The 25,664-nt window shown below is 70.5% G+C and carries 28 protein-coding genes; 15 read left to right on the forward strand and 13 right to left on the reverse strand.

The genetic code is table 11. The features are described 5' to 3' along the window. The 3 genes from lepB to BRX43_RS10790 all read left to right on the forward strand — a co-directional run. Nucleotides 1-412: signal peptidase I (lepB, locus tag BRX43_RS10780; RefSeq protein ID WP_125994874.1), on the forward strand; the 412-nt coding region annotated here is incomplete at its 5' end. Nucleotides 413-414: 2 nt separating this feature from the next. Next, entirely contained in the window at nt 415-1,077 is a 663-nt protein-coding gene (gene rnc, locus BRX43_RS10785; RefSeq protein ID WP_206433187.1) for a ribonuclease III, read from the forward strand. An 88-nt stretch (nt 1,078-1,165) separates the two neighbouring features. Beyond that, nucleotides 1,166-1,651, forward strand: coding sequence for a hypothetical protein (locus BRX43_RS10790; protein WP_125994875.1), 486 nt, complete (start codon nt 1,166-1,168; stop codon nt 1,649-1,651). Here the strand turns inward: BRX43_RS10790 and BRX43_RS10795 are convergent. Both BRX43_RS10795 and BRX43_RS10800 read right to left on the reverse strand, forming a co-directional pair. Continuing rightward, a complete protein-coding gene (locus BRX43_RS10795; RefSeq protein ID WP_125994876.1) occupies nt 1,627-2,031 on the reverse strand; it encodes a DUF6165 family protein in 405 nt (134 codons plus the stop codon). The genes BRX43_RS10790 and BRX43_RS10795 overlap by 25 nt on opposite strands. Continuing rightward, nucleotides 2,019-2,906 carry a glycosyltransferase family 9 protein gene (locus tag BRX43_RS10800; RefSeq protein WP_241214908.1) on the reverse strand — a complete coding sequence of 296 codons (888 nt, stop codon included), beginning with the start codon at nt 2,904-2,906 and terminating at the stop codon, nt 2,019-2,021. Before BRX43_RS10800 ends, BRX43_RS10795 begins: the two co-directional genes overlap by 13 nt. A gap of 142 nt (nt 2,907-3,048) precedes the next feature. On the opposite strand from BRX43_RS10800, the gene BRX43_RS10805 reads away from it, so the two are divergent. From BRX43_RS10805 to BRX43_RS10830, 6 genes are all read left to right on the forward strand, one after another. After that, complete coding sequence (locus tag BRX43_RS10805) at nt 3,049-3,870, forward strand: TIGR04290 family methyltransferase (RefSeq protein ID WP_125994877.1); 822 nt, start codon at nt 3,049-3,051, stop codon at nt 3,868-3,870. Further along, on the forward strand, nt 3,867-4,925 hold the full coding sequence (locus tag BRX43_RS10810) for a polysaccharide pyruvyl transferase family protein (protein WP_125994878.1): 1,059 nt from the start codon (nt 3,867-3,869) through the stop codon (nt 4,923-4,925). The genes BRX43_RS10805 and BRX43_RS10810 overlap by 4 nt, the downstream gene beginning before the upstream one ends. Then, nucleotides 4,918-6,291 carry a Coenzyme F420 hydrogenase/dehydrogenase, beta subunit C-terminal domain gene (locus tag BRX43_RS10815; protein ID WP_241214909.1) on the forward strand — a complete coding sequence of 458 codons (1,374 nt, stop codon included), beginning with the start codon at nt 4,918-4,920 and terminating at the stop codon, nt 6,289-6,291. The genes BRX43_RS10810 and BRX43_RS10815 overlap by 8 nt, the downstream gene beginning before the upstream one ends. A gap of 98 nt (nt 6,292-6,389) precedes the next feature. After that, entirely contained in the window at nt 6,390-9,530 is a 3,141-nt protein-coding gene (locus BRX43_RS10820) for a helicase-related protein (protein WP_125994879.1), read from the forward strand. Then, nucleotides 9,527-10,192 (forward strand): HAD family hydrolase, encoded by a 666-nt coding sequence (locus BRX43_RS10825; protein WP_125994880.1) that lies wholly within the window; start codon nt 9,527-9,529, stop codon nt 10,190-10,192. Before BRX43_RS10820 ends, BRX43_RS10825 begins: the two co-directional genes overlap by 4 nt. 59 nt (nt 10,193-10,251) lie before the next feature. Beyond that, nucleotides 10,252-10,812 (forward strand): alpha/beta hydrolase, encoded by a 561-nt coding sequence (locus BRX43_RS10830; RefSeq protein WP_125994881.1) that lies wholly within the window; start codon nt 10,252-10,254, stop codon nt 10,810-10,812. An 18-nt stretch (nt 10,813-10,830) separates the two neighbouring features. Here the strand turns inward: BRX43_RS10830 and BRX43_RS10835 are convergent, their stop codons facing one another. From BRX43_RS10835 to BRX43_RS10865, 7 genes are all read right to left on the reverse strand, one after another. Next, nucleotides 10,831-11,610, reverse strand: a complete 780-nt coding sequence (locus tag BRX43_RS10835) for a metallophosphoesterase (protein WP_125994882.1) — start codon at nt 11,608-11,610, stop codon at nt 10,831-10,833. Nucleotides 11,611-11,641: 31 nt separating this feature from the next. Continuing rightward, a complete protein-coding gene (locus BRX43_RS10840; RefSeq protein WP_125994883.1) occupies nt 11,642-12,736 on the reverse strand; it encodes a catalase family protein in 1,095 nt (364 codons plus the stop codon). A gap of 69 nt (nt 12,737-12,805) precedes the next feature. Beyond that, complete coding sequence (locus tag BRX43_RS10845) at nt 12,806-14,239, reverse strand: hypothetical protein (RefSeq protein ID WP_125994884.1); 1,434 nt, start codon at nt 14,237-14,239, stop codon at nt 12,806-12,808. Then, on the reverse strand, nt 14,217-15,629 hold the full coding sequence (lpdA, locus tag BRX43_RS10850; RefSeq protein WP_125994885.1) for a dihydrolipoyl dehydrogenase: 1,413 nt from the start codon (nt 15,627-15,629) through the stop codon (nt 14,217-14,219). The genes BRX43_RS10845 and lpdA overlap by 23 nt, the downstream gene beginning before the upstream one ends. Before the next feature lie 130 nt (nt 15,630-15,759). After that, complete coding sequence (locus BRX43_RS10855; RefSeq protein ID WP_125994886.1) at nt 15,760-16,152, reverse strand: acyl-CoA thioesterase; 393 nt, start codon at nt 16,150-16,152, stop codon at nt 15,760-15,762. Beyond that, entirely contained in the window at nt 16,149-16,373 is a 225-nt protein-coding gene (locus BRX43_RS10860) for a hypothetical protein (protein WP_241214910.1), read from the reverse strand. Before BRX43_RS10860 ends, BRX43_RS10855 begins: the two co-directional genes overlap by 4 nt. A 23-nt stretch (nt 16,374-16,396) precedes the next feature. After that, nucleotides 16,397-17,755: a pyruvate dehydrogenase complex dihydrolipoamide acetyltransferase gene (locus tag BRX43_RS10865; protein ID WP_125994888.1), complete on the reverse strand. Its 1,359-nt coding sequence runs from the start codon at nt 17,753-17,755 to the stop codon at nt 16,397-16,399. Between the two features lie 111 nt (nt 17,756-17,866). Here BRX43_RS10865 and BRX43_RS10870 point away from each other — a divergent pair, with 111 nt between their 5' ends. Continuing rightward, the gene (locus BRX43_RS10870; protein WP_125994889.1) at nt 17,867-18,322 is read left to right on the forward strand and encodes a universal stress protein; all 456 of its coding nucleotides are present in this window, start codon (nt 17,867-17,869) and stop codon (nt 18,320-18,322) included. Nucleotides 18,323-18,390: 68 nt separating this feature from the next. Then, nucleotides 18,391-19,653, forward strand: coding sequence for a M28 family metallopeptidase (locus BRX43_RS10875; RefSeq protein ID WP_125994890.1), 1,263 nt, complete (start codon nt 18,391-18,393; stop codon nt 19,651-19,653). Here the strand turns inward: BRX43_RS10875 and BRX43_RS10880 are convergent. The 4 genes from BRX43_RS10880 to BRX43_RS10895 form a co-directional block, all read right to left on the reverse strand. Continuing rightward, complete coding sequence (locus BRX43_RS10880) at nt 19,634-20,002, reverse strand: hypothetical protein (protein WP_206433186.1); 369 nt, start codon at nt 20,000-20,002, stop codon at nt 19,634-19,636. The genes BRX43_RS10875 and BRX43_RS10880 overlap by 20 nt on opposite strands. Nucleotides 20,003-20,124: 122 nt before the next feature. Next, nucleotides 20,125-20,604 carry a GAF domain-containing protein gene (locus BRX43_RS10885; RefSeq protein ID WP_125994892.1) on the reverse strand — a complete coding sequence of 160 codons (480 nt, stop codon included), beginning with the start codon at nt 20,602-20,604 and terminating at the stop codon, nt 20,125-20,127. Between the two features lie 39 nt (nt 20,605-20,643). Then, complete coding sequence (gene arfB, locus BRX43_RS10890; protein ID WP_125994893.1) at nt 20,644-21,066, reverse strand: alternative ribosome rescue aminoacyl-tRNA hydrolase ArfB; 423 nt, start codon at nt 21,064-21,066, stop codon at nt 20,644-20,646. 7 nt (nt 21,067-21,073) lie between these two features. Continuing rightward, nucleotides 21,074-21,748: an RNA pseudouridine synthase gene (locus tag BRX43_RS10895; protein WP_125994894.1), complete on the reverse strand. Its 675-nt coding sequence runs from the start codon at nt 21,746-21,748 to the stop codon at nt 21,074-21,076. Between the two features lie 50 nt (nt 21,749-21,798). On the opposite strand from BRX43_RS10895, the gene BRX43_RS10900 reads away from it, so the two are divergent. The 4 genes from BRX43_RS10900 to BRX43_RS10915 are packed head-to-tail and all read left to right on the forward strand — an operon-like array spanning nt 21,799 to nt 25,622. Further along, complete coding sequence (locus BRX43_RS10900; RefSeq protein ID WP_125994895.1) at nt 21,799-22,521, forward strand: M15 family metallopeptidase; 723 nt, start codon at nt 21,799-21,801, stop codon at nt 22,519-22,521. A gap of 48 nt (nt 22,522-22,569) precedes the next feature. After that, nucleotides 22,570-23,970: a threonine synthase gene (gene thrC, locus BRX43_RS10905; RefSeq protein ID WP_125994896.1), complete on the forward strand. Its 1,401-nt coding sequence runs from the start codon at nt 22,570-22,572 to the stop codon at nt 23,968-23,970. After that, nucleotides 23,967-24,836 (forward strand): class I SAM-dependent methyltransferase, encoded by an 870-nt coding sequence (locus tag BRX43_RS10910; protein ID WP_125994897.1) that lies wholly within the window; start codon nt 23,967-23,969, stop codon nt 24,834-24,836. The genes thrC and BRX43_RS10910 overlap by 4 nt, the downstream gene beginning before the upstream one ends. A gap of 48 nt (nt 24,837-24,884) precedes the next feature. Further along, on the forward strand, nt 24,885-25,622 hold the full coding sequence (locus BRX43_RS10915) for a hypothetical protein (protein WP_125994898.1): 738 nt from the start codon (nt 24,885-24,887) through the stop codon (nt 25,620-25,622). Nucleotides 25,623-25,664 lie beyond the last annotated feature (42 nt).

Below are 25,664 nucleotides of genomic sequence, written 5' to 3' on the forward strand. Positions count from 1 at the left end.
CGTCGCCGACTTCACGGTGACGCTGACCCCCAATTTCGACACGCGTCACTGCGATCCGCAATTCCAGGACACGCTGCCCGACGGCACGGCGATCTGCCGCTATCGTCGCTATCGCGAGACGCTGCCCGACGGGAAAAGCTATTTCGTGCTCGACCAGCGCGACATTCCGGAGGCGGACGACACCGGCGTCTATATCGTGCCGGCCGGCAACGTCTTCCTGATGGGCGACAATCGCGACGACAGCGCCGACAGCCGGTTCGCGCCGCCGGTCGGCATGGGCTATATTCCCGTCGAGCGGATCGAGGGCAAGGCGATGGTCACCTTCTTCTCGACCGACGGATCGGCCGAATGGATCAAGCCCTGGACCTGGGTCACGGCGACGCGCTGGAACCGGATCGGCGAGGGTTTCTGACCATGTCGAACGACTGGCTGGCGACGCTGTTCGGCGCCGCCCCCGCAGACCCCGCCCCGTTCGAACGCGCGCTGACCCATGGCAGCAGCCAGTCGGGCGCCAATTACGAGCGGCTGGAATTCCTGGGCGACCGGGTGCTGGGCCTGGTCATGGCGGAATGGCTGTCGGAACTGTTCCCCCGCGAAGCCGAGGGGCAATTGTCCAAGCGCTTCAATGCGCTGGTCACCGGCGCTGTCTGTGCGGCGGTGGCGCGCGAGCTGGGCGTGCCGGCGCATCTGCGGCTCGGCAAGCAGGCGCGCGACGATGGCGCGAGCGACAGCGACAATGTGCTGGGCGATGTGATGGAAGCGCTGATCGGCGCCTATTACCAGGCCGCCGGGCTGGACGCGGCCCGCGCCTTCATCCGCCGCGCCTGGGGCGACCGGGCACGGCGCGAGGCCAAGGTGCCGCAGCATCCCAAGTCCGCGCTCCAGGAATGGGCCGCGGCCAACAACCGCAAGCCGCCCGAATATCGCATCGTGGAACGCTCCGGCCCCGGCCATGCCCCGCGCTTCACCGTAGCGGTCGCAATCGGCGCGCTGCCCGAAGCGCAGGCGAGCGGCAGCAGCAAGCAGGAGGCCGAGACCGCTGCCGCCCGCGCGCTGCTTCAGGCGCTGGGCGGCTGATCCAACCGGATCGGCAGGCGTTGCGCTGGAATTTGGCCGCAAACGGTTCCTTAACCGATCGGCAAGGCTGATCCCGGTTGATGGCGGCATGAGAAAAGATGCCGCGCTCCGCATCCTGTGCGACTATCAGGCCCGTATCCGCGCCCAGATCGCGAGCGACCGTGCCCTGCTCGACGCGGAGGGCGAGGCCGCCCGGCCGGTGCTGGCGCAGCGCCGCTGGATATTGGCGCGGCTGCTGCGCGAATATCAGCTGTTCAAGCATGTCGAGCTGTTCGACCCCGCCCTGGCCCGCGACGACCGGCTGGGCGTCGTCGCGCGGCTCAAGACTCGCTGTACCGCAATCGGTGACCGTTTCGCGTCCTATCTCGCCTGCTGGACCAGCCCCGCGATCGATGGCCATTGGACCGACTATGCCGCCGCCACGCACCGGATGTTCGACGCGCTGGACCGGCATGTCGAGCAGGAACGCCGCGCCATCGAGGCGATGCTGGCCGGGGTGGAACGGATCGAGCGGCCTCGCGCCCGACCGCCCTGCCCGGCCCGCGCACCTCAGGCGCGGCCGGCGGTCCAGTAGCTTTTCTCCTCGACCAGCTCCGATTCCAGGGCCTGGTTGATCCGCCGCTTGATCGCCGCGCGCTCGTCATTCTTGTGATAGACGGCGCGGGCTAGCGCCACGAAGGCCGATCCGAACCGCGCCCGCGCCTCCTCGGCCCGGATATCGTCCTCGATCTCCCACAATTCGGCGTTCACGCGGCGCAGATCGGCCACCAGCGCCGCCACCTCCGTCTCGCGCAGCGCCGCCGCGCCGACCGAACGCAGCGTCTCATATTCGCGCAGCACATTGGCGCGCGCGCCCTCGGCGGCGATGCGCTCGCGCTTGATGTCGAGGATCGTCAGCTTGTCGAGCAACTCGCCCCAGGACATGGGGACGGACGGAACGGCTAGGCTGGCCATGCGACAAGGCTCCTGCGGGATGGAGAGGCGGCGAGATCGGCGCGGACGGTGGCGAGGACGGACGACCAGTCCCCGCGCGCCGCCTGAGGATAGAGGCGCATCGTCGGATACCAGGGCGTATCGCGTCGTGCCGGGTCCCAGCGCCAGTCTGGCTCGGCCTTGACCAGCAGCCAGGTCGGTCGGCCCAGCGCCCCCGCCAGATGCGCGATCATCGTGTCGACGGTGACGACCAGGTCGACGCCCGCGACCAGCGCGGCGGTCGCGCCCATGTCGAACGGGCAGCCTTGGGGATTGAGGCAGGGCAGATCGGTCGCCCCGGGCGTCAGCATCACGCAGGGCCGTTCGGCGCAAAGCGGCTCCAGCAGCGCGGGCGGGATCGATCGCTCGGCGTCCCAGTCGCCCGCCTGTGCACAAAGCCCGATGGTGCCGGCGGGCAGATCGGCGGCGGGCCAGTGCAGATAGGGCATGGCCACCGCATCCGGCGCGAGGCGCAGCGCCAGCGGCAGCTCGGTGATCTCGATATCGCAATCGCTTGGGCGATGCGGCCTGGCGACGTCGAACGGCACCACAGTCATGCCGGCCATCTGCGCCAGCAGCGGCACGAGCCGGGCCTGCGCCTCCACCGTCACCGATCGCGCGCGCGCCGCCAGCGCCGGCAGATAGCGCGCGAATTGGAGCGTATCCCCCAGCCCGTGATAACAACGCACCAGCACGTCGCGACCGTCGAAGGGCCGGCCATCCCAGGCCCAGCGCAGATGATAGGGCAGCGCCGGATCGTCACGCGTGGCGGGATCGCGCGCGGCGATGGCGGCCATCTGCATAGCCCAGGCCGCCGCATGGCGTCCCGCGCGCATCGCCTCCGTCCATCGCCGCATCGCGTCCGCCACGATAGCGTAATGACGCCGCGCGCCGCCGGTTCCGCAGCTACATAGCTAATATATATCAACGACTTACGCCGGAACGCTCCCAGACCGGAATCGTTGGCGGGAGAAGCCGAGATGAGTGGCGGGAGACGGAATGCGACGGGGGGATTGGAGCGACGATTCGGGCCTGTCGCTGCGCGCGGCGATCGATGCGCTTGCCCCCTGGTTCCACAATATCGACCTGAATGGCGTCCCGACCGCGCCCGATCATTTCCTGGGCAATTACCCCAGCGACAATTTCGCCCGCTTCGCCGATGCGATCCCGGCGGACCTGACCGGAAAGTCGGTGCTCGACATCGGCTGCAACGCCGGCTTCTACGCGATCGAGATGAAGCGGCGCGGCGCGGCGCGCGTGGTCGGCATCGACAGCGACGAACGCTATCTGGCACAGGCGCGGCTGGCCGCCGGCGCGCTGGGGTTCGGCGATATCGAGTTCCGCCGGCTCGACGTCTATCAGGTCGGGGCCCTGGGCGAGCGGTTCGACCTCGTGATCTTCATGGGCGTGCTCTATCACCTCCGCCATCCCCTGCTCGCGCTCGACCTGATCCGCGAACATGTCGCGGGCGACCTGATGCTGTTCCAGACGATGCAGCAGGGATCGGACGCGATCGCCGAGGTGCCGGAGAACCACCCCTTCTTCCTGCCCGGCACCTTCCGCAAGCCCGACTATTTCAACGATCCCGGCTATCCGAAGATGCATTTCATCGAGCGCCGCTATGCCGATGACTGGACCAACTGGTGGGCGCCCAACCGGGCGGGCAGCGCCGCGATGCTGCGCGCGGCGGGCTTCGCGATCCTGGCCAATCCGGATTCCGAGGTGTTCCTGTGCCGCGCCGCGCCCGTCCCCTATGCCGATCTCGGCCCCGCCGCCGTCTATCCGGCGAAGAGACGCACGCCCGGAGAGCCGGGGGCGTGAGCGGCACGGTCGGTGTCCTCACCTTCCACGCCAGCATCAACTACGGCTCCTATTGGCAGGCGCGCTGTCTGGTCGAGGGGCTGGCGGCACGCGGGCACAGCGTCACGCTGCTCGACCATCGCAGCGACGCCGTCCGCTCGGCCGAGTGGCGCAGCGCCTTCCAGCCCGAATTGCCGCGCCGGACGCCGCGTCGCCACTTCCCCGCGCTAGGCCGCAAGCTGCGCGCCTTCGCGCAGACCGTGGCGGACCTGCCGCGCTCCGCTCCCTTCCCGCTCGACCGACCGGATCTCGCCCCGGCCTTCGACACGGTCGTGGTCGGCAGCGACGAGGTGTGGAACTTCAGCCACCCCTGGTACAGCGCCAGCCCGCTCTTCTTCGGCGAAGGATTGCGCGGCCGGCTGGTCGCCTATGCCGCCAGCTTCGGCGGTCACGATGCCTCGCACGGCCTGGATGCCGGTTGGACGGCACGGCTCGCCCGGTTCGAGGCGATCTCGGTGCGCGACGCCAATTCTCAATCAATGGTCGCCGCCGCGCTCGGACATACGCCGCCGCTGGTGCTCGATCCCTGCCTGCAATTCCCCGACGTATTGCCGCCCGCCCCGGCCGACCGGGGCGATTATCTGCTGCTCTACGGCCATGGTCTGCCCGACTGGTTCACGGCTGGCATAGGCGCGCAGGCCGAGGCGATGGGCCTGCGCATCGTCGCGATCGGCTATCCGCACACGATCGCCGACGAGGACCGCAGCGACGCCGGCCCCATCGAGTTCGCGACGCTGATGGCCGGTGCGCGTGCCGTGGCGACCGGCTTCTTCCATGGCGCGGTCTTCGCGCTGCATTATGGCCGGCCGTTCGTCGCCGCCGCCTCGTCCTATCGCCGGCTGAAGCTGGAGGGGCTGACCCGTTCGCTGGACGCACCCCACCGATTGATCGGTCCGCACACCTCCCAAGCCACGGTCCGCGCCCTGCTGGAAACGCCCGTCGAGCCGTCGGTCAGCACCCGGATCGCGGAAGCGCGCATCCGGTCCACGGCGTTCCTGGAACGGGCGCTTGGCTGATCCGTCGACCCCGCGCGCCATCGTCCGGGCGGGCCTGTGCATCGGCTGCGGCGCATGCGCGACGCCCCGCGCGCGGCCGATGCGCTGGACGAAGCACGGCCTGCGCGAACCCATGGGCGCGCTGGACCGGGCGCCGCCGGGCTTCGACCGTATCTGCCCCTTCTCCCCCGATGCGCGCGATGAAGACGCGATCGCCGCCGAGCGCTTTCCCGATGCGCCGACCCGGGACACACGGATCGGCCGGTTCGAGACGGCCTATGTCGGCCATGTCGCGGAAGGCGGGTTCCGCGCCGGCGGCAGTTCGGGCGGGCTGGTCAGCTGGGTCGCGACCGAGTTGCTGCGCCGGGACGAAATCGACGGGGTCGCGCATGTCACGCCGACCGATGGCGAGGATGGCGTCTTCTTCCGCTACGGCATTTCGCGCACGGCGGACCAGATCGCGGCCGGTGCGCGCTCGCGCTATTTCCCGGTCGATCTGGCGGCGGTGCTGGACGAGATCCGCCGCATCCCCGGCCGCTATGCGATCGTCGGCGTCCCCTGTTTCATCAAGGCGGTGAACCTGCTGCGCGCCGCGGACCCGGTGATCGGCGAGCGGGTGACGCATCTGCTCGGCTTGTTCTGCGGTCACATGAAGAGCGCGCGCTTCGTCGACAGCTTCGCCTGGCAGCTCGACGTACCGGGAGACGCGGTGCGCGCGGTCGAATATCGCCGCAAGGACGCCGGCCGCCCCGCCAACTGGTATACCGCCCAGCTCACGCTGGCGGACGGACGGCAAGCGTCGCGGGACTGGTGGCATCTGGCGGACGGCGATTGGGGCGCGGGCTTCTTCCAGGCCTCGGCCTGTAACTGGTGCGACGATGTCGTCGCGGAGACGGCCGATATCGCGTTCGGCGATGCCTGGGTCGAACCCTATAGCGCGGACGGGCGCGGCACCAATGTCGCGATCGTCCGCTCGCCCGCGTTGCGCGACCTGATCGCGGCCGCCGTGACGGACGGTCGGCTGGCGCTGTCGCCGGTGGATGCCGACTTCATCGCCGGGACCCAGGCGGCGGGGCTGCGCCAGCGGCGCGAGGGGCTCGCCTATCGCCTCGCCTGGCGACCGCCGGTCGGCGTGGCGATCCGCAAGCGGGTCGCGCCCTCCCGCACCGGCCTGCCGTGGCGGCGGCGGCTGGTCTATCGCACCCGCTTCGCCATCGCCCGCTGGAGCCACCGGATGGCCCGCATGGCGCAGCTGACGAACCGGCCCGGCCTCTACGTCCGCTGGGCCGGGGCCGCGCTCGCCCTGTACCAGGGGCTGATCTACCATCGCGGCCGCATCGGCCGGTGGTTCGACCGGCTGGAGGGCATAAAGCCGCAGGACGGCTGATTCTTTTTCGGAACCCCCGCCCCGTCCGGGCCCTTCTGCTCCTTCCCCCGCTTCGAGAGGATCGTCGCCTGTCACAGTCGCAGCCCGCCCCCGAACCCATGCTGCCGGTCGCGGAGATCGCCGCCGCCCTGACCCAGCGGCTGGTGGAGGGAGACATCCTCTATGCGGTGGCGGACGACGTCCGCGCCATCGCGCTGACCCGCGCCCTGTCGATCGCCGCGCCGGAGGCGGAGGTCCTGTTCTGCCCCGGCAGCGACGCGCTGCCGGGCGAAGCCGCGCCCGCCTCCCCCGCCAATGTCGGCCAGCGGGTGGCGGCGCTCCACCGCCTCTATCGCCGCACCCGGGCCGGGGAGACGCGCCCCGTCGCCTGCATCACCACCGGCGAGGCGCTGGCCCAGGCCTATCCCGAACCCGCCGCCTTCTCCGCCGCGCCGCCGGTGGTCGAACGCGGCGCGACGGTGGATCTAGAGGCGCTGTTCGGGGAGCTGACCGGGATCGGCTATGTCGCGGACGAGCGGGTCGACGAGCCGGGCGAGGTCGCGCTGCGTGGGCAGGTGCTCGACATTTTTCCCGCCGATTCGCTGGAGCCGCTGCGGATCGAGGCGGTCGAGGGGCGGATCGAATCGCTGCGCTGCTTCGATCCAACCGACCAGCGCACCATCGGCACCGTCGAGCGGCGCGAGCTGGGTCGCGTGTCGGAACCAGATCTGTCGGGCAAGGGCATGACGCTGGCCGATCATCTGCCCGATGCCCGGATCGGCGTGGAGCCGGCGGCGGAGGAGCGCCGTACCCGCTTCCTGGCGCTCGCCGCCGATGCCGCCCGCCGCCGCCCCAAGCGTGCCGGCGCCGATACGGTCAGCGACGCCCGCTGGACCCGAGCGGTCGGCGACCGCACCCTGCCGCCGGTCGAACGCTTCGCCGAACCGCCGCCGCGTTTCGTCGAGCGCAAGGCGCCGTTGCGCGCCTTCGCCAAGGCCGCACGCGACGCCCTGGACGCGGGCGAGCGGCTGGTGCTGCTCGGCAGCCCGCGCGACGTGCGGTTCCTGCGCCGCCGCGTCGCCCGCACGTTGAAAATGGCGGTGACCGATGTCGATTCGTGGCGGGCGGTGCGCGATGCCGGACCGGGATCGCTGCTCGCCCTGCCGCTCGCCGCCGATCGCGGTTTCCATTGTGACGGCGTACTCGCGGTCGCCGCCGCCGATCTGCTCGGCAGCCGCGCCGAGCGCGACGACCAGGATGCCGCCACCGCCGATTCCGCCCTGTTCGACTATGGCGAGATCCGGGTCGGCGATGTCGTGGTGCATGAGGATCACGGCCTGGCGATCGTCGCCGGGCTGGAGGCGCTGGCGGAGACGGGCGGCGACGCGATCGCGCTGACCTATGCCGATGGCGGGCAGCGGCTGGTGCCGGTGGCGGAGGCGGACCGGATCTGGCGCTACGGCGCGGATGCCGAGGCGGTGACGCTCGACCGGCTCGACGGTGCGAGCTGGCACAAGCGGCGCGGCGCGATCGACGCGGCGGTGGCGGAAAGCGCCCGCGCGTTGACCGACCTGGCGGCGGAACGTGCCAGCCGCACCGCACCGGTGCTGGAGCCGGACCCGGCGGCCTATGAGCGCTTCGCCGCCGGCTTCCCCTATGGCGAGACGCCCGACCAGGCGCGCGCCATCGCGGCGGTGCGCGCCGACCTGGCGAGCGGCCGGCCGATGGACCGGCTGGTGATCGGCGATGTCGGCTATGGCAAGACCGAGGTGGCGCTCCGCGCCGCCGCGCTGGCCGCGCTGGCCGGCGGTCAGGTCGCGATCGCCGCGCCGACCACGGTGCTGGCCCGCCAGCATCTGCTGAGCTTCACCGAGCGGCTGGAGGAGAGCGGCATCGCCGTCGCCGGCCTGTCGCGCCTGACCGGCACGGCCGAGCGCAAGCGGGTCAAGGCCGGCCTTGCCGATGGATCGATCCGCGTCGTCGTCGGCACCGGCGCGGTCGGGGCCAAGGGCGTGACCTATGCCGATCTGGCCCTGGTCATCATCGACGAAGAACAGCGTTTCGGCGCGGCGGACAAGGCGCGGCTGCGCGATCTGTGCGCCGGCCATGTCCTGACGCTGAGCGCCACGCCGATCCCGCGCACGCTCCAGACGGCGCTGATCGGGCTGCAACAGCTCTCCGTCATTGCCACCCCGCCCGCGCGCCGCCAGCCGATCCGCACCAGCGTCGGCGCGTTCGACCCGGCCACCCTGCGCACCGCGCTGCTCCGCGAGCGGAGTCGCGGCGGACAGAGCTTCGTCGTGGTGCCGCGCATCGAGGATATGGGACCGATCGCCGAGAAGCTGGCGCGCGCCGTGCCGGAACTTGAGATCGTCCAGGCGCATGGCAAGATGCCCGCCGCCGATATCGACGAGGCGATGGTCCGCTTCGCCGCCGGGGACGGCGACGTGCTGCTCGCCACCAACATCATCGAGGCGGGGCTCGACGTGCCGCGCGCCAACACCATGGCGATCTGGCGCGCCGACCGGTTCGGCCTGTCGCAGCTCCACCAGTTGCGCGGCCGGGTCGGACGCGGCGCGCGGCGCGGCCAGGTGCTGCTGCTGACCGATCCCGATGCCAGCATCGCGCCGCGCACGCTGAAGCGGCTCAAGACGCTGGAGGCGTTCGACCGGCTGGGCGCGGGCTTCGCGATCAGCGCGCGCGACCTCGACATGCGCGGGGCGGGCGACCTGCTGGGCGAGACCCAGGCGGGTCACATGAAGCTGATCGGCATCGACCTCTACCAGCATCTGCTCGAAAGCGCGTTGCGGACCGCGCGCGGCGAGACGGTGGAACGCTGGAGCCCCGAACTCAACCTCGGCATCGACGGGCGGCTGGCCGAGGCGTGGATGCCCGAGCAGGAACTGCGCGTCACCAACTATGCGCGGCTGGCGCGGGTCGAGGACATGGCCGGGCTGGATGCGCTGGCGGACGAATGGGAGGACCGGTTCGGCGAACTGCCCGAGCCGGTACGCCTGTTGCTGGCGATCGCGCGCATCCGGGTCGCGGCGCACGGCGCCGATATCGCCCGGATCGATGCCGGCCCCGCCGCCATCGCCCTCACCCCCCGGCACCGGCCCGAGTCCATCCCCGCGGGGCTGGTCGAGAAGAACGGTCGCCTGCTCCTGTCCGAGCGGATCGACGATCCGCACGACCGACTCGACCGGATCGAGGCGCTCCTCGACGGCTTCGATCCTCCCCAACCGAAAGGCGCATCATGACCCCCAAGGCGATCCTGTTCGACATCGACGGCACGCTGGTCGACAGCAACGACGCGCATATCCTGGCCTGGGAACGCGCCTTTGCGGAGGCGGGGCACAGCTTCGACCGCCAGACGATCCACGACCAGATCGGCAAGGGCACCGACATGCTGGTCCCGACCCTGCTGCCCGACAGCGACGATGCCGAGCAGGAGGCCCTGGGCGAAGCGCATGGCCGCATCTTCCAGGCGGAGCATCTGGACGCGGTGCGCGCCTTTCCCGGCGCGCGCGAGCTGATCGCGCGGGTCCATGGCGATGGCCGGCGCGTGGTGCTCGCCTCCTCCGCCTCCAAGGTGGAACTCGACCATTATATCGCGCTGATCGACGTGCACGACCTGGTCGATGCCAGCACCAGCGCCGACGATGTCGAGCGGACCAAGCCTGCGCCGGACATCTTCGCCACCGCGTTGGAGTCGGTCGCGCCGCTGCCGCCCGAAGCCGCGATCGTGCTGGGCGACACGCCCTATGACATGGAGGCGGCGACCAAATGCGGCATTCCGGCCATCGGCCTGCGCTCGGGCGGCTTCTCCGACGCGGCGCTGACCGGGGCCGGGGCGGCGGCGATCTATGACGATGTCGCCGCATTGCTCGCCGATTACGACGGATCGCTGCTGGCGGCCTGAAACGGCCCTTGCGTCCGGCGCCCATCCAAGGCCTAATCCGCAGACGAGGGAGATGCCGCATGATCGCCACCGTCGCGCAGGACCGATTCTCGATCGTCACCATCTTCGATTCGGAGGGACCGCCCCCCGCTTGGCAGCGGATGTTCGGCTGGCCCTCCAGCGGCGCGGCGCATTTGCCGATCCGCTCGGCCGAGGATCGCACCATCTGGGCCGCCAAGCTCGACCGGGTGGTGCGCGACGCCGACCGCGCGGTACTGCTGGTCGCGGACGGCATCGGCTGCGCGGCCAGCGCCTGGTGGGCGCGATTGTCGCCTACCGATTATGTCGATCGGATCGCCGGCGCGCTGCTCTTTCCCTCGGGCGAGGTCGCCGACAGCGGCTTCGCCGCTCCGCGCACCCGGCTGCCCTTTCCCTCACTGGTCGTGCGGCCGGGCGACGCCGCCGCACCCGCTGCCGAAACGGCCGAATGGGGCAGTCGAATCGTCACCCGCCGTCGCCAGCCAAGTCACGCCAGCGGCACCGCACCCTGGCACAATGCGCAACGCCTGTTCCAGCGCCTGACCCGACAGATCGTCGAACAGGATATCGCCCGCGCCCAGGCGCGGTTCGGCGGGGGATGATCGGCCGGGCGGGCGTCGCTAGACCAGATCGGCCGTCCGGCTCGCCCCCAGCCGCTGCACCGGCTCCGGACTCTGTGTCCGCGCCAGCGTCTCGAACCGATTGCCCATCACGCGGATCTCGTTGAAGCCCGGCGGGCTGTTGCGCGTCCGCTTGGACAGGGTGCCGGCACCGATCATCCGGATCGTCCGTCCACCGCGCTCGACCGGGATGTCGAACGGGTCGTGGACATGGCCCGACAGCACCGCATGGGCCCCCGCCGCCGCCAGTTCCTGAAGCGCCTCCTCGCCGCGATAGGTACGCGCCGTGCCTTTGGTGCCACCCTCGATCAGCGGATGATGCGCGGCGACGAAGATCAGATTGCCCTTGGGCGCGTCGGCGATCAGCGCCAGCGCCCGGCGCAGCGAGGAGCGGCCGACATAACCCTTCGACCAGTTCATCCGCCATTGCGCGCGCGCGATCGTCTTCAGCGGCACGATCGTCACGCCGGACAAGGCCAGCGGCCGCTCGATCATCCGTTCGATCGCGGCATAACGGCTATAGGGCGCCAGGAAGCGCCGGATCGGATCCCAATAATAGGGGATGTCGTGATTGCCGATCTCGACCGTGACCGGCGCGGCCAGGCTCTTCAGCCACGCGCCGCCCGCCTCGAACTCGTGCGCGCGCGCGCGCATTGTCAGGTCGCCGGTCATGATCACGGCGTCGGGCTTCTCCGCCGCCACCCGCTCCGCAAACCAGGTGATGGCGGAAGGGTCCTCCTTGCCGAAATGGACGTCGCTGACGTGGAAGAGTTTGGTCATGGGCGACCCTTTCCGATGGCGGCCGCGCCGGTCAAGGCAGGTCGGCGAGATGACGGGGCTGATGGATCGGGCAGCCGTTGAACCGCCCGCGATACTCCGCCGAGAAACGATAGGTCTCGCGCCGCGCACGGTTGACGTTGCCGAGCGGCTGATGCGCGACGATGCCGTTCCATATATTGTAGGACAGCGCGTCGTCCACCGGCTCGGACGCCCCCTCCGTCCAGCTCGCCTGCGGCTCGACGGACAGAGTCGCGATCGTCAGGAACGGGCTGTCCGCCTCCTTCCACTCGACCGTCGCGTCCTCGATCGGCATCGTCTCCAGGTCGCGGTTGAGCTGGACGCGCAATTCCCAGCGGCCGCCCTGCCCGGCCAGCACCGCATTGACCTCTTCGCGCAGCGCATCGGGCCGGCCGCGCGTCGAGACGATCTCGCCGGTCAGCCGGGTCAGCGCCGGGCTGACCGGGAACAGCGCCAGTTTCGCGATGTAATCGCCGAACCGGTACGGCGTCGCCGAAAAATAGGTCTCGCCCAGCGGATGATTGTTCGGCGCGCCGCCCATTTGCTTGAGCGTCGTCGAGGGCAGGCCGATCGCCTCCAGCGGGGCTTCGACCGCGCGCAGGAGATGCGAGAAGACCTTCTTCGCCCCCTCCGCCTTGTCGGTCGTCGCGGCGAGCAGCTTCAGGTTCTTGGCGAAGGCCTTGGCATCCGGCGCGGCGAAGACCGGGCCGTTGACCATGATGAAGTCCTGCACCGTGTCGCCCTCGGAACCGGGCAGGCGGTCGCCCTCCACCCCCAATATCTTGAGCGCCAGCCCGCGCGGCAGGCCGATCTCGTCGTCCAATATGTCGCCGGGATTGGTGGAGATGCGGAAGATCGCCTCATATTCGCCGGGCTTGGCGAACAGCCCCTGCGCCAGTTCCGGCGGCAGGCCGGGATGCACCGTCAGCCTGCCCTTCGCGATGCCATGCGCCTTGGCATGGACCGAGCGGACGGCGTGGCCATAATCCCGGGACGTGGTGTCGAGGATCTGGCGGAAGGATTCCTTCAACCGGTCGACCACCTCCGCCTCGTCCGGCTGTACGTCCTCGACATCGGGCGTGTAGCGGGTCGGGGCGTTGAGGGTCATGGGCGGTATCTCGCTTGCGAAAAGGATGGCGCTACAAACCCTTTGCTGATCCAGGTCGTTCCATCGCCGCTATCCCATCATCCCGGCATAATCACCGGGCGGCGCGGGCAGCGTCAGGCGAGCGGCCAGCCCGACGATCAGGACCAGCATCAACACCACCACGCCGACGCGCACGGCGCGCCGGTCGACCAGGCTGCCCGGCGGAAGGGTCGCCATCGCAAGCGCGGTCGCGATCATCGGCCAGAGATGATAGCGCAGGTCCGACGCGATGCTGAACGCGGCGAAACTCGCCTCCAGCGCCAGGGCCGAGACCAGCAGCGCGCGCGGCAGGCGCAGCTCGGGATCCCGCGACCGGCGGGACGCGGCCAGCATGGTCGCCGCCACCACGATCCAGACGATCGGCCATCCCGTCGGCCAGTCGGACAGCGAGCCCGCCAGCCTTTCCCAGGCGACCGCCGCCCGGCCCGGCTGCGCCAGCCCCAGGTCGTTCGCTTCGCCCCCCAGCGGCGGCGCGGCGTTGATCCAGCCGGCGGGCACCCACCAGCGCATGGTCGAATTGAGATGCGCCAGTCGCTGCGCCAGATAGGCGAGCGGGTGGCGCACGGCCGCCTCCGCCAGCATCGGATAGAGCCGGCTGGACGGCAGGGCGAACAGCCGGCTGACGATGCCGGCGCAGCGGCTGTCGTCGTCCAGCGGGTCCCAGAAGAAGGGGCGGAGGCAGTGCCGCGCGATCAGCACCCGCGTCTCCGCCGGGGTGAAGCCGATCGCCGCCTCCGGCCCGACGCGCACCGCGATGCCGGCGAGATCGTAGAGCGGCTGGGTGGCGGTGACGCGACTCTCGGTCGCCCCCAGCAGCCGGTGGTTGATCGCGGGTGACAGCGCCAGCGTCGCCGCGACCAGTCCGACGCCGAGCAGGATGCGCGACCGTGCCGAGCAGAGCGGCACCAGCATCGCGATCAACGGTGCCACCGCGAACACGGCATTGGCCCGTACCAGCAGCGCGTAGATCAGCAGCACCGCGGCCGCGCCGATCATCACCCGACTTTGCCAGGTCGCCGGCCGGCCGGATGCCGCGACGATCAGCCCGACCGCCGCCAGCAGCGCGCCCAGCATCTGCGCATCCTTCAGCACCACCGCCTGCCAGCCCAGAAAGGGCGGCCACAGCCCGATCAGCATCACCGCCAGCGCGGCGCATGGCCGGCCGAAACGGCGCAACCGCCCGGCGATCAGCCCCAGGCCGAGCCCGTAACCGGCCATCTGCAATGCCAGCAGCGGCCCCGCCCCGGCGATCCAGTGGAGGGTCAGCGACCAGAGCCGCGCCATGACCGGGGGATGCCAGTCATCATAGCGACCCGACAGCGGCTGCGCATATTGCACCACGCTGTCATAGGTCGCGATTCCCGGCCAGAAGACCAGGACCGCCGCCAGCACCAGGCCGGCGGCGAGGAGGACCGGCCCGGCGCCGCCGGGCCGATGCGGATCAGATGTGGATGGCGCGGCCATAAGCGGCGAGCACGCTTTCGTGCATCATCTCGCTCAGCGTCGGGTGCGCGAACACCGTCTGCATCAATTCGGTCTCGGTCGTCTCCAGCTGGCGGGCGACGACATAGCCCTGGATCAGCTCGGTCACTTCCGCGCCCACCATGTGCGCGCCGAGCAGTTCGCCGGTCTTGGCGTCGAACACCGTCTTCACGAAACCCTCGGCCTCGCCGAGCGCGATCGCCTTGCCGTTGCCGATGAAGGGGAACTTGCCCACCTTCACCTCATGCCCCGCCTCCTTGGCCTTGGCCTCGGTCATGCCGACCGAGGCGACCTGCGGACGCGAATAGGTGCAGCCGGGGATGTTGCCCTTGTCCATCGCATGGGGATGGACCTCCGTGTTGCCGGCGAGCTGCGCGATCTTCTCGACCGCGATCACGCCCTCATGGCTCGCCTTGTGCGCCAGCCAGGGCGCGCCGGTGACGTCGCCGATCGCCCAGAGGCCATCGACATTGGTCTTGCCATAGCCGTCGGTGACGATGTGGCCGCGCTCGGTCTTCACGCCCAGCGACTCCAGCCCGATCGTCTCGGTATTGGGGACGATGCCGATCGCGACGATGACGTGGCTATACTCGGCCTCGGTCACCTTGCCGTCCTTGCCCTTGATCGCGGCCTTGACCGCGTTGGCGCCGCTTTCGATCTTCTCGACGCCGGCACCGGTCAGGATCTTGATGCCCTGCTTGGTCAGCGCCTTGTCCATGAAGGCCGAAACCTCCTCGTCCTCGACCGGCAGGATGCGCGGCAGCATCTCGACGATCGTCACGTCCGCACCCATGTCGTTGTAGAAGCTGGCGAACTCCACGCCGATCGCGCCCGACCCGATGACCAGCAGCTTGGTCGGCATCACCTCCGGCACCATCGCGTGGCGATAGGTCCAGACACGCTTGCCGTCCGCCTTGGCGAAGGGCAGGTCGCGCGCGCGTGCGCCGGTGGCGACGATGATGTTCCGGGCGGCCAGCTCGACCGTCGTGTCGCCCTGCTTGACCGTCAGCTTGCCCTTGCCCGCCAGCGTGCCGACGCCCTCGAACACCTGGACCTTGTTCTTCTTCATCAGGCCCTTGACGCCGGCATTGAGCTGGCCCGCCACCTTGCGGCTGCGGTCGACGATCTTGGCCAGGTCGAAACCCGGCTTCTCGCACGACAGGCCATAGGATTCGGCATGGGTCATGTAGTGATAGACCTCCGACGTGCGCAGCAGCGCCTTGGTCGGGATACAGCCCCAGTTGAGGCAGATGCCGCCCAGCCGCTCGCGCTCGACGATCGCCACCTTCATGCCGAGCTGCGAGGCGCGGATCGCCGCGACATAGCCGCCCGGGCCCGAGCCGAGAACGATGAGGTCGAAAGTGTCTGCCATGATCTGATCCCGTTTGGGCCGGTCGCCGCGCGGTGCGGCTGGGCCGGGCCGATGTTGATAGTCCGTCCGATGCGCCGCTGCCCCAGCGTCGTGGCGCAGCGGCCGCATCCACCCCGTCAGGCGGTAAGTCTCAGGCCCCGGCCACCATCGGAGGCACGCGGCGCGGCTGGCGATCCTCGCCGATCGCGACGAACACGAAGCGCGCCTGGGTCACCATATAGGCCTCGTCGCTGTGCCGGCCGCGTCGCCACGCCTCGACCTCGATCGTCATCGACGTGTTGCCGGTCGCGACCAGCGTCGCATAGACCGACATCTCGTCGCCGATCACGACCGGGCGGTGGAACTTCATCCCCTCCGCCGCGACGGTGACCGCGCGGCCGCCCGAATGATGCGACGCGACCGACCCCGCCGCCAGGTCCATATGGCCCATCAGCCAGCCGCCGAAGATATCGCCATAGGGATTGGCGTCGGCGGGCATGGCGGTGACGCGGATCGTCGGCGGGCGATCGGGCAGCATCGTCATGCGCCTTCTCCGCGTCGGTCATGCGCCGCCCGGTCCAGCCGGATCGCGCGGCGCAAAGGGGCCAGCCCCATCGCCACCGTCGCGACCATGCCGCCGATCCCGCTCCACAGGATCGGCTCGCGTCCCAGCGGATAGGCCCAGATCGCGGCATGGGTCAGCAGCCCCGCCATCACCAGGCCGGCAACGATGAAGAAGATTTCGATCAGCGTCCGCCGGCCCACCGTTCCTTGTCCTTCCATCAGCCTCAGGCGAGCATCCCCAGCGGGTTCTCGACCAGCTCCTTGAACATCTTCATCAGCTCGGCGCCATCGGCCCCGTCGATCGCGCGATGGTCGAAGCTGCCGGTCGCCGACATCACGGTCGCCACGGCGAGCTGGTCGTCGATGACATAGGGGCGCTTCTCGCCCGCGCCGATCGCCAGGATCATGCCCTGGGGCGGATTGATGACCGCCTCGAACTGCTTGATCCCGAACATGCCCATGTTCGAGATGGAGGCGGTGCCGCCCTGGAATTCCTCCGGCTTCAGCTTGTTGTCGCGCGCGCGGGCGGCCAGATCCTTCACCGCGGTCGAGATCGACGACAGCGAGCGCGTGTCCGCCCCGGTCACGATCGGCGTGATCAGGCCGGACGGCGTCGATACCGCGACCGAGATGTCGGCGCGCTGGAAGCTGATCAGCTGGTCGGGCGTGAACATCACGTTGCACTTGGGCACCGCCATCAGCGACACGCCCAGCGCCTTCACCAGCATGTCGTTGACCGACAGCTTGACGCCGCGGCTGGCCAGCGAGGCGTTCAGCTCGCCGCGCAGCTTGAGCAGCGCGTCGAGGCGCACGTCCACCGTCAGGTAGATGTGCGGCACCTGCTGCTTCGATTCGGTCAGGCGACGCGCGATCGTCTTGCGCATGTTGCTGAGCTTCGTCGCCTCGTGCGGGATGTCCGGCACGGCGGCGGGCTTGGGCGCGGGGGCCGGTGCCGCGGCGGCGGCCAGCGCCTCGGCGGCGGGCTGCGTCGCGGGGGCGGATGCGGCCTTGGCGGGGGCGGTGCCGGGCTTGGCAGCCTCGACATCCGCCTTGACGATGCGGCCGTTCGGACCCGAGCCGGTCAGGCTGGACAGGTCCAGGCCCTTCTGCGCGGCGATGCGGCGGGCGAGCGGGCTGGCGATGGCGCGGCCATTGCCGGTCCGGCTGCCCGAATCGTCGGACAGGGCGGGCTTGCCGTGATCCTCGGCCTGCTCGACCGTGCGGTCGAACGGCTTGGCCTCGCTGCCGGTCTTGTTGGGATCGGTCGGGTCGGTCGGCATCGGCTTGGCGGGGGCGGGCGTCTCCGACTTGGTCGGCGCCTGCACCGACGCGGCGTCCTCGCCCTCCTCGGCCAGGATCGCGATGACGGTGCCGACCTTCACATTGTCGCTGCCCTCGGCGATCAGGATCCTGGCGATCACGCCCTCATCCACCGCCTCGAACTCCATCGTGGCCTTGTCCGTCTCGATCTCGGCCATGATGTCGCCGGATTTAACGGTGTCCCCTTCCTTCACCAACCATTTGGCAAGCGTGCCTTCCTCCATCGTCGGCGAAAGCGCGGGCATCTTGATCTCGATCGACATGAAGGTCCTCAAGGCATTCCGTAGCGGCGACCGTCTCTTGCCGCGTCAGGCCGCCGGGTCAAGCCCGACGCCCCTTGCGTCGCATCCATCCAGGCCCCACACCCTGGCCGCATGCGCATCTATCTGGTGGTGGTCGACGACAGTCCCGAGGCGGAAATCGCCTTGCGTTTCGCCGCGCGCCGCGCCGTGAAGACGGGCGGTGGCGTCAATATCCTGTCGATCCTGCCGCCGCAGGAATTCATCGCGTTCGGCGGCGTGCAGGCGACGATGGAGGCGGAAGCGCGCCAACAGGCCGAGGCGGTGGTCGGCGTGGCGGCCGGCGCGATCGTCCGCGAATCGGGCCTGCGCCCCACCATCACGGTGCGCGAGGGCGACGCGCCCAAGGTGATCCGCGAGATCATCGACGCCGATCCGCAGATCGCCGCCCTGGTGCTGGGCGCGGCACCCACCGGCGCGCCGGGCGAGCTGATCAGCCATTTCGCCGGCACCGATGCAGGCGCGCTGCCGGTACCGGTCATGATCATCCCCGGATCGCTGACCCCGGAGCAGATCGACCGGCTGAGCTGATCCGGCGGAAGGCGGCCCTGATCGCAACGACTTGAGCGTCGGACCAGGCTGCGGCATGTCCTGGTCCCATGCCCATCCTCCTCGCCCTCGCCGCGGCCGCCGCCGCGCCCGCCCCGTCTCCCGAACGCCTCAAGGCCGATGTCGCCGCGATGGTCGGCTTCGGCACGCGCCACACCGCCTCCACCACCACCGATCCGAAGCGCGGCATCGGCGCGGCGCGCGACTGGGCTGCCGGGCGCTTCGCGGAGATCGCGCGCGGCTGCGGCGGGTGCATCACGGTCGAGCGGATCGAGCGCCGCTTCACCGGCCCGCGCGCGCCGACCGGCGTGGTGGTGCAGGACGTGCTGGGCATCCAGCGCGGCCGCGATCCCGACCGGGTGGTGATCGTCGGCGCGCATATCGACAGCCGGGTCACCGACGTGATGGACACGACCAGCGACGCGCCGGGCGCGAACGACGACGCATCGGGCGTCGCCCTGGTGCTGGAGGCGGCGCGAATCCTGTCGAAGCAGAAATTCGACGCGACCATCGTCTATGCGGTGTTCTCCGGCGAGGAACAGGGCCTGTGGGGCGCGACGCTGCTGGCGGACACGGCCAAGGCGCGCGGCTGGCAGGTGTCGGCGATGCTCAACAACGACATCGTCGGCAACACCATCGGCCAGGGCAATGTGCGCGAATCGCGCTGGGTCCGCGTCTTTTCCGAGGGCATCCGCTCATCGGAAGACGAGGCGCAACAGATGGTCCGACGCGGCAATGGCGGCGAGGATGACGGCCCCAGCCGCGCGCTCGCCAAGGCGATCGACGGCGTCGCCGCGCGTGGCCGGTTCGGACTCGACGTGTTCCTAGACCGGCGGCCCGACCGATTCGGGCGCGGCGGCGATCACGAGCCGTTTTTGAAGCTCGGCTATCCGGCGGTGCGATTCTCCGTCGCCAACGAGAATTGGGACGCGCAGCATCAGGACCTGCGCACCGAGAAGGGCGTGGTCTATGGCGATACGATCGACCGGATGGACTTTCCCTATCTGGCCAAGGTGACGGCGATCAACATCGCGACGCTCGCCCGCCTGGCCGGCGCCCCCGCCGCACCGGCGAACGTGACGATCTCGGGCGCGCTGTCGCGCGACACGCAGGTGAGTTGGCCCGCCGTGCCGGGCGCGACCGGCTACCGCGTCCATTGGCGGCGCAACGACCGGACCGACTGGACCGAGAGCCGCGACGTGGCCGACACCAAGGCGCTGCTGGCGCAGGTGCCGGTCGACGATCACGTCGTCGGCGTATCGGCGCTGGCGGCGGACGGGTCGGAGAGCCTGGTCACCTTCGGCGGCCGCTGACCGCACGACGCGGACGGCGCGGCGGCGATGGATCGGCATAGATGTCGGTCGTCATGGCCGTCGTCCCGTCCTCCGCCGCGCGCGTGCGGGAACCGGTCGCCGCGGTCGTGGTGGTGACGGTCGCGCCGGGCGTCGCGTCCCGCCGGCCGGAGCGCACCTCGGGCAGCGGTGGCGGTGCCAGGGGTGGCGGCTCGACCGGCTCGCCCCGCCAGTCGAGCAGCACGACGACCGGCGGCACGGGATAGCCGGCCTGCCCGCCCGGTGGAGGAGGCGGTGGCGGTCCGGCCTGCCGCGCCATCGCCGGGGTGGCTGCGAACAGCGCCACCAGGCTCCAGCATTTCCCCTTCATGCGCATCATCCTGCGATCCCGTTGCGACGCGGGAGTGTAGCGGACCCGCGACACGGGGGAAGCGCGACGGCGGTCCCGATCCGGGGCACGGAACCGCCAGTCGCCCCCGCAACTGGCAGCGTTCAGAGACGCGTCGAGAGCAGCGCCGCCAGCGCCTCGCACCCGGCGGCATCCTCCGCGTCGAAGCGGCCGGGTTCCGGGCTGTCGAGGTCGATCACGCCCAGCACCGCGCCGTCGCGGACGATCGGCACGACCAGTTCGGACCGGCTGGCCGCGTCGCAGGCGATATGGCCGGGAAAGGCATGGACATCGGCCACCACCTGCGTCTCGCCGCTGGCGGCGGCGGTGCCGCACACGCCCTTGCCGAGCGGAATGCGGATGCACGCCGCCTTGCCCTGGAACGGCCCGAGCACCAGCTCGCCCGCGACCATGCGATAGAATCCCGCCCAGTTCAGGTCGGGCAGATATTGCCATAGCAAGGCCGAGGCATTGGCCATGTTGGCGACCGCGTCGGCTTCGCCGGCGGTCAGCGCGTCGAGCGCGGCGTGGAGGTCATGATAGAGGTCCGCCTTGCTGCCGGACGAAATGTCGAACTGGTACATCCCGCCTATCTAAGAGCCGGTATGCAGGACCGCCAGCGGTCAGTCGCGTACCTTGCCGCGCCCCGCCTTGACCGCCGATCGCCGCGCCTTGCCCTCGACCCGCCGGGTCTGGGAAGCGCGGGTCGGCTTGGTCGGGCGACGCTTCTTGGGCACGATCGTCGCCTCGCGGATCAGCTCGACCAGCCGCTCGCGCACCTCCTGCCGGTTGAGCAGTTGCGAGCGCGCGCCCTCGCTGCGCAGCACCAGCACGCCGTCGCGGGTCAGCCGCGATCCCGCCAGCACCGCCAGCCGCGCCTTCACCGCGTCGGGCAGGCTGGGCGAGTTCGCCACGTCGAAGCGCAGCAGCACCGCGCTGTCGGTGGTGTTCACATGCTGCCCGCCCGGCCCGGAGGCGCGGGTATAGGATTCTTGCAGCTCGTCGCTGTCGATCCAGATCGCGCGGGTGACGGGAATGCCGACCATCGCCGCCTCAATCCGCCAGGACGGGCCAGGCTCCGAATCGCTCTGGCAGGGGAGCCACCGCCTTGATCGACTCCTTGCCCGGCCGCTGCACGACCAGTTCGGCGGCGTGGAGCAACATGCCCTGCCCGCCCGCCTGGTTCGCGGCGACCCGGCGCGCGCGGCCATAGACGGGGTCGCCCACCACCGGCACGTTCAGGCCGCTGGCGGCATGGACGCGGATCTGGTGCGTGCGTCCCGTCTCCGGCCGAAACTCGACCAGGGTGCGGCCATCCTGTTCCGCCAGCGCGCGCCAGTGCGTGCGCGACGGCTTGCCATCGGGAGCGCCGACCATCCGCCAGCCCGACTCGGCGCTGCTGACCTTGGCGAGCGGCAGGTCGATCAGGCCGTCGCCGGTCACCACCCCGTCCAGCACCGCCCAATAGCGTTTCTCGACCGTGCCATTCTCGAACGCCTGCTGGAATCGCGCGCCCGCCTTGGGATTGCGTGCGAGCAGCAGGCAGCCGCTGGTGTCGCGGTCCAGCCGGTGCACCGGCGTCGGCCAGCGCTGGAAGCCGAAGCGCAACGACTCGAGATGGTTCTCCAGGCTGATGGTGCCGTCGCGCGGTGGATCGACGGGCAGGCCGGCGGGCTTGTCGATGACGAGCGCCTCGCCGTCGATGAAAAGGATACGTTCGGGGTCCATGACTGTGGTCCTTGCCACCGCCGCGACGCCCATGCCAGAGGCGCGCGGCCATGCTCGCCTTTCTGCTCGCCCAGGCGGTGACGCCCGCCGCCCTGCCCGCCGTCGATCCGATCGCGACGGACGGACGGCTCTACGGCCATTTCCGCTATGGCGACGCGCCGCCGGGCGATCTGGTCGCGGCTCCGCCCGGCTTCGGCATCCACGCCTGCATGCTCCGGCGCGAGATGATCCCCGACCTGACCCGGCTGATCGCCGCCGCCGACGCCGCCTTGGGGCCGGGCGCGATCCGCGGCCTGTCCTGCCACCGGGGCGTGCTGCGCCAGGGCAGCGTGTTCGCGCGGGGCGGCGCGGGGCCGACCGCGGCGGACCGGGCGATCTCGGTCGCGCCGCCGGGGCATAGCGAGCATAGCACCGGCTTCGCGCTCGACTTCGCGGTGCGCCCCTCGCACGGCTGTCCCGATGCGGAGGCGTGCATGGCCGCCACGCCGCAGGCGCGCTGGCTGCACGATCATGCGCCGCGCTACGGTTTCGAGCTCAGCTTCCCGACGGGCAACCAGCAGAATGTGAAATGGGAACCGTGGCACTGGCGCTGGGTCGGCACCACCGCCGCCACGCCGGGCGCGGCGCGCGCGCGCTTCCTGTTCGCCAGGGCGCGCGCCAGCTACCCGGCCGATCCGGGCATCTACCCGCCGCTCGACCTGCGCCTGAGCGGCCAGCCCGCCCCGCCCGTCCGCGCGTCTCCGCCGCCGACAAGGAAAAAGCGGCGTCGCTGAACCAGCGCTTGCTTGTCGTGTCGGCGCGCAGGCGTTAGCGGCAGGGCCATGCGCTATACCAGCACTCGCGGCACCGCGCCGATCGTCGATTTCCGGGCCGCCACGCTCGCCGGGCTCGCCGCCGATGGCGGACTTTACGTGCCCGAGACCTGGCCGACGCTCGACCGCGATTCGATCGCGGCGCTCGCCGGCCTCTCCTATGCGGAGACGGCGGCACGGGTGATGGCGCCGTTCGTCGGCGATGCGCTGGGCGCGGACGACCTCCGCGCGCTGTGCGAGACCGCCTATGGCCGCTTCTCGCACGCGGCGGTGACGCCGCTCGTCCAGCTCGACCATGACCAGTGGCTGCTGGAGCTGTTCCACGGTCCGACACTGGCGTTCAAGGACGTGGCGCTGCAACTGCTCGGCCTGTTCTTCGAGCGGTTCCTGACCGGCACCGACAAGCATCTGACGATCATCGGCGCGACCAGCGGCGATACCGGGTCGGCGGCGATCGACGCGGTGGCGGGCCGCGCGGGCGTGGACATCTTCATGCTCCACCCGATGGGCCGCGTGTCGGAGGTGCAGCGGCGCCAGATGACGACGGTGCTGGCCCCCAATGTCTTCAACATCGCGATCGACGGCGATTTCGACCAGGCCCAGGCGCTGGTGAAGGCGGCCTTCGCCGACCGGGCGATGGCGGATCGCTACGCGCTGTCGGCGGTCAACTCGATCAACTGGGCACGGCTGATGGCGCAGGTGGTCTATTATTTCTACGCCGCCGTCCGCCTCGGCGCGCCGGAACGGGCGGTCGCCTTCTCGGTGCCGACGGGCAATTTCGGCGACGTCTTCGCCGGCTATGTCGCGGCGAAGATGGGCCTGCCGGTCGCCAAGCTGGTGGTGGCGACCAACGTCAACGACATCCTCCACCGCGCCCTGTCGGCCGGCGACTATTCCAAGGCGGGCGTGCAGCAGACCGCGACGCCGTCGATGGACATCCAGGTGTCGTCCAATTTCGAGCGACTGTTGTTCGACCTGGGCGGCCGCGACGGCGCCGCGCTGGCGGCGCAGATGCAGGGCTTCGAGCGGGACGGCGCGCTCCGCCTGACCAATGCGCAGCGCGAGGGCGCGGCGGCGCTGTTCACCAGCGAGCGGGTCGATGCCGACGAGATGACGATGGCGATGCGCTGGTCGTCGGAGGCGGCCGGCCAGGTGATCGATCCGCACACCGCAATCGGCCTGGCCGCCGCGCGCCGCGTCGCGACGGCGGTCGATGCGCCGATGGTGACGCTCGCCACCGCGCATCCGGCGAAGTTCGGCGATGCGGTGGAGCGCGCGGTCGGCAGCCGGCCGACGCTGCCGGCGCGGGTCGGCGACCTGTTCGACCGCGAGGAACGCTATACCAGCCTGCCCGCCGATCTGTCGGTCATCGCCGGCTTCATCGCCGAACACGCAACGCCGTCCGCATGATGCTCGGCACGCTGATCGGGGAGCCCTGGGCCGATTACGGACTGGTCGACAGCGGCCATGGCCGCAAGCTGGAACGCTATGGCCGCTTCCGCTTCGTCCGCCCCGAGCCGCAGGCGATGTGGGCGCCGGCCAAGCCCGACTGGACGTTCGACGGCGAGTTCGTGCCCGGCTCGGACGAGGAGGGCGGCGGCCGCTGGCAGTTCGACCAGCCGGTGCCGCGCGACGGCTGGGGGATGCGCTGGGACGATGTGCGCTTCACCGCGCAGACCACCCCCTTCCGCCATCTGGGCTTCTTCCCGGACATGGCGCCGGTATGGAGTTGGATGCGCGAGCGGCTGGACGGCTTGGAGACGGCCGACTGCATGAACCTGTTCGGCTATACAGGCGTCGGCACGCTGTCGCTGGCGAGCAAGGGCGCGCGGATGGTGCATGTCGATGCCTCCAAGAAATCGGTGGAGGCGGCGCGCGCCAATGCCGCGCTGTCCGGGCTGGACGCCGCGCCGGTGCGCTGGATCATCGACGACGCCGCCAAGTTCACCGCGCGCGAGGTGCGGCGCGGCCGCCGCTATGACGGCATCCTGCTCGACCCGCCCAAATATGGCCGCGGGCCGGAGGGCGAGATCTGGCGGCTGGAGGAGGATCTGCCCCGCCTGATCGCCGATTGCCGCCAGCTGCTGGACGAGAATTCGCGCTTCCTGTTCCTCACCGTCTATGCGGTGCGGATGTCGGCGCTGGCGATCGGCGAGATGCTGCGCCAGCTCTTCGCCGACCTGCCCGGCACGGTCGAGGCGGGCGAACTGGGCGTGCGCGAGGAAGCGCGCGGGCTGACGCTGCCGCCCGCGATCTGGGCGCGCTGGTCCCGCTGAGCGCGTGGCGGCTGGCCCTGGCGGATGGCAGCGGCTAGGGTCGCGCGTATGAGCCAGTCGACCACCGCCACCGCTTCGCAACCCGGAACCAGCCTGCTGCCCGATGGCGGCGTCGGCGTCATCACCACCATGCACCTGGTGCTGATCGCCCTGGTCGCGGTGGCGGCGATCGCGATCATCCTGGTCGGGATACGCCGCAAGCGTCAGCGGACCCTGGCCGAGCGCCAGGTCGCGCATAATGCGCGCGAAGCGGGGGTGAGCGAAGGATCGGTAGAGCCGGTCGCGGAAACCCCGCTTGCGCCGTCGCCGTCGCCGGCCGTGCCTGCCGTGTCACCCCCGGCCGCCCCGGTGCCGGCCCCTCAGCCCGTCGCCCGACCCATTCCGGTCGAACCCGAACAGCCGGCCGCGACCGATCCGCTCGCCGACGAACCCATCGCCGCCGCCGCGCCGCTGGCGGCCAGCCCGGCGACCATCGCGCCGGCACCGGTGCCCGCCACGCCAGAGCCGGCCACGCCCGAGCCGACCGCCGACCCCGCCCCCAATCCCACCGACGCCCCGGTCTCGCTGCTCAAGGGCCTGGGTCCCAAGCTGGTCGCGCGGCTGGGCGAACTGGGCATCGCCACGGTCGGCCAGATGGCGGCCCTGGACGAGGATGGCGCCACCCGGCTCGACGCGCAGCTCGGCCCCTTTTCCGGCCGCATGACCCGCGACCGCTGGATCGAGCAGGCACGCTTCCTGGCGGCGGGCGACATCGCCGGGTTCGAGGCGGTGTTCGGAAAGCTGTAGGTCCGAAACCCACCCGGTCTTCGCCGGGCTGGATCAAGGGCG

Source organism: Sphingomonas sp. S-NIH.Pt15_0812 (assembly GCF_003951315.1).
Taxonomy (GTDB): Bacteria; Pseudomonadota; Alphaproteobacteria; order Sphingomonadales; family Sphingomonadaceae; genus Sphingomonas.

What these genes read in the sequence shown, in the direction of transcription:
- rnc (WP_206433187.1), top strand. Translation starts at nt 415, where the DNA reads ATGTCGAACGACTGGCTGGCGACGCTGTTCGGCGCCGCCCCCGCAGAC.
- BRX43_RS10790 (WP_125994875.1), top strand. Translation starts at nt 1,166, where the DNA reads ATGAGAAAAGATGCCGCGCTCCGCATCCTGTGCGACTATCAGGCCCGT.
- BRX43_RS10795 (WP_125994876.1), bottom strand. Translation starts at nt 2,031, where the DNA reads ATGGCCAGCCTAGCCGTTCCGTCCGTCCCCATGTCCTGGGGCGAGTTG.
- BRX43_RS10800 (WP_241214908.1), bottom strand. Translation starts at nt 2,906, where the DNA reads ATGCGGCGATGGACGGAGGCGATGCGCGCGGGACGCCATGCGGCGGCC.
- BRX43_RS10805 (WP_125994877.1), top strand. Translation starts at nt 3,049, where the DNA reads ATGCGACGGGGGGATTGGAGCGACGATTCGGGCCTGTCGCTGCGCGCG.
- BRX43_RS10820 (WP_125994879.1), top strand. Translation starts at nt 6,390, where the DNA reads ATGCTGCCGGTCGCGGAGATCGCCGCCGCCCTGACCCAGCGGCTGGTG.
- BRX43_RS10825 (WP_125994880.1), top strand. Translation starts at nt 9,527, where the DNA reads ATGACCCCCAAGGCGATCCTGTTCGACATCGACGGCACGCTGGTCGAC.
- BRX43_RS10830 (WP_125994881.1), top strand. Translation starts at nt 10,252, where the DNA reads ATGATCGCCACCGTCGCGCAGGACCGATTCTCGATCGTCACCATCTTC.
- BRX43_RS10835 (WP_125994882.1), bottom strand. Translation starts at nt 11,610, where the DNA reads ATGACCAAACTCTTCCACGTCAGCGACGTCCATTTCGGCAAGGAGGAC.
- BRX43_RS10840 (WP_125994883.1), bottom strand. Translation starts at nt 12,736, where the DNA reads ATGACCCTCAACGCCCCGACCCGCTACACGCCCGATGTCGAGGACGTA.
- BRX43_RS10845 (WP_125994884.1), bottom strand. Translation starts at nt 14,239, where the DNA reads ATGGCCGCGCCATCCACATCTGATCCGCATCGGCCCGGCGGCGCCGGG.
- lpdA (WP_125994885.1), bottom strand. Translation starts at nt 15,629, where the DNA reads ATGGCAGACACTTTCGACCTCATCGTTCTCGGCTCGGGCCCGGGCGGC.
- BRX43_RS10855 (WP_125994886.1), bottom strand. Translation starts at nt 16,152, where the DNA reads ATGACGATGCTGCCCGATCGCCCGCCGACGATCCGCGTCACCGCCATG.
- BRX43_RS10865 (WP_125994888.1), bottom strand. Translation starts at nt 17,755, where the DNA reads ATGTCGATCGAGATCAAGATGCCCGCGCTTTCGCCGACGATGGAGGAA.
- BRX43_RS10870 (WP_125994889.1), top strand. Translation starts at nt 17,867, where the DNA reads ATGCGCATCTATCTGGTGGTGGTCGACGACAGTCCCGAGGCGGAAATC.
- BRX43_RS10875 (WP_125994890.1), top strand. Translation starts at nt 18,391, where the DNA reads ATGCCCATCCTCCTCGCCCTCGCCGCGGCCGCCGCCGCGCCCGCCCCG.
- BRX43_RS10880 (WP_206433186.1), bottom strand. Translation starts at nt 20,002, where the DNA reads ATGAAGGGGAAATGCTGGAGCCTGGTGGCGCTGTTCGCAGCCACCCCG.
- BRX43_RS10885 (WP_125994892.1), bottom strand. Translation starts at nt 20,604, where the DNA reads ATGTACCAGTTCGACATTTCGTCCGGCAGCAAGGCGGACCTCTATCAT.
- arfB (WP_125994893.1), bottom strand. Translation starts at nt 21,066, where the DNA reads ATGGTCGGCATTCCCGTCACCCGCGCGATCTGGATCGACAGCGACGAG.
- BRX43_RS10895 (WP_125994894.1), bottom strand. Translation starts at nt 21,748, where the DNA reads ATGGACCCCGAACGTATCCTTTTCATCGACGGCGAGGCGCTCGTCATC.
- BRX43_RS10900 (WP_125994895.1), top strand. Translation starts at nt 21,799, where the DNA reads ATGCTCGCCTTTCTGCTCGCCCAGGCGGTGACGCCCGCCGCCCTGCCC.
- thrC (WP_125994896.1), top strand. Translation starts at nt 22,570, where the DNA reads ATGCGCTATACCAGCACTCGCGGCACCGCGCCGATCGTCGATTTCCGG.
- BRX43_RS10910 (WP_125994897.1), top strand. Translation starts at nt 23,967, where the DNA reads ATGATGCTCGGCACGCTGATCGGGGAGCCCTGGGCCGATTACGGACTG.
- BRX43_RS10915 (WP_125994898.1), top strand. Translation starts at nt 24,885, where the DNA reads ATGAGCCAGTCGACCACCGCCACCGCTTCGCAACCCGGAACCAGCCTG.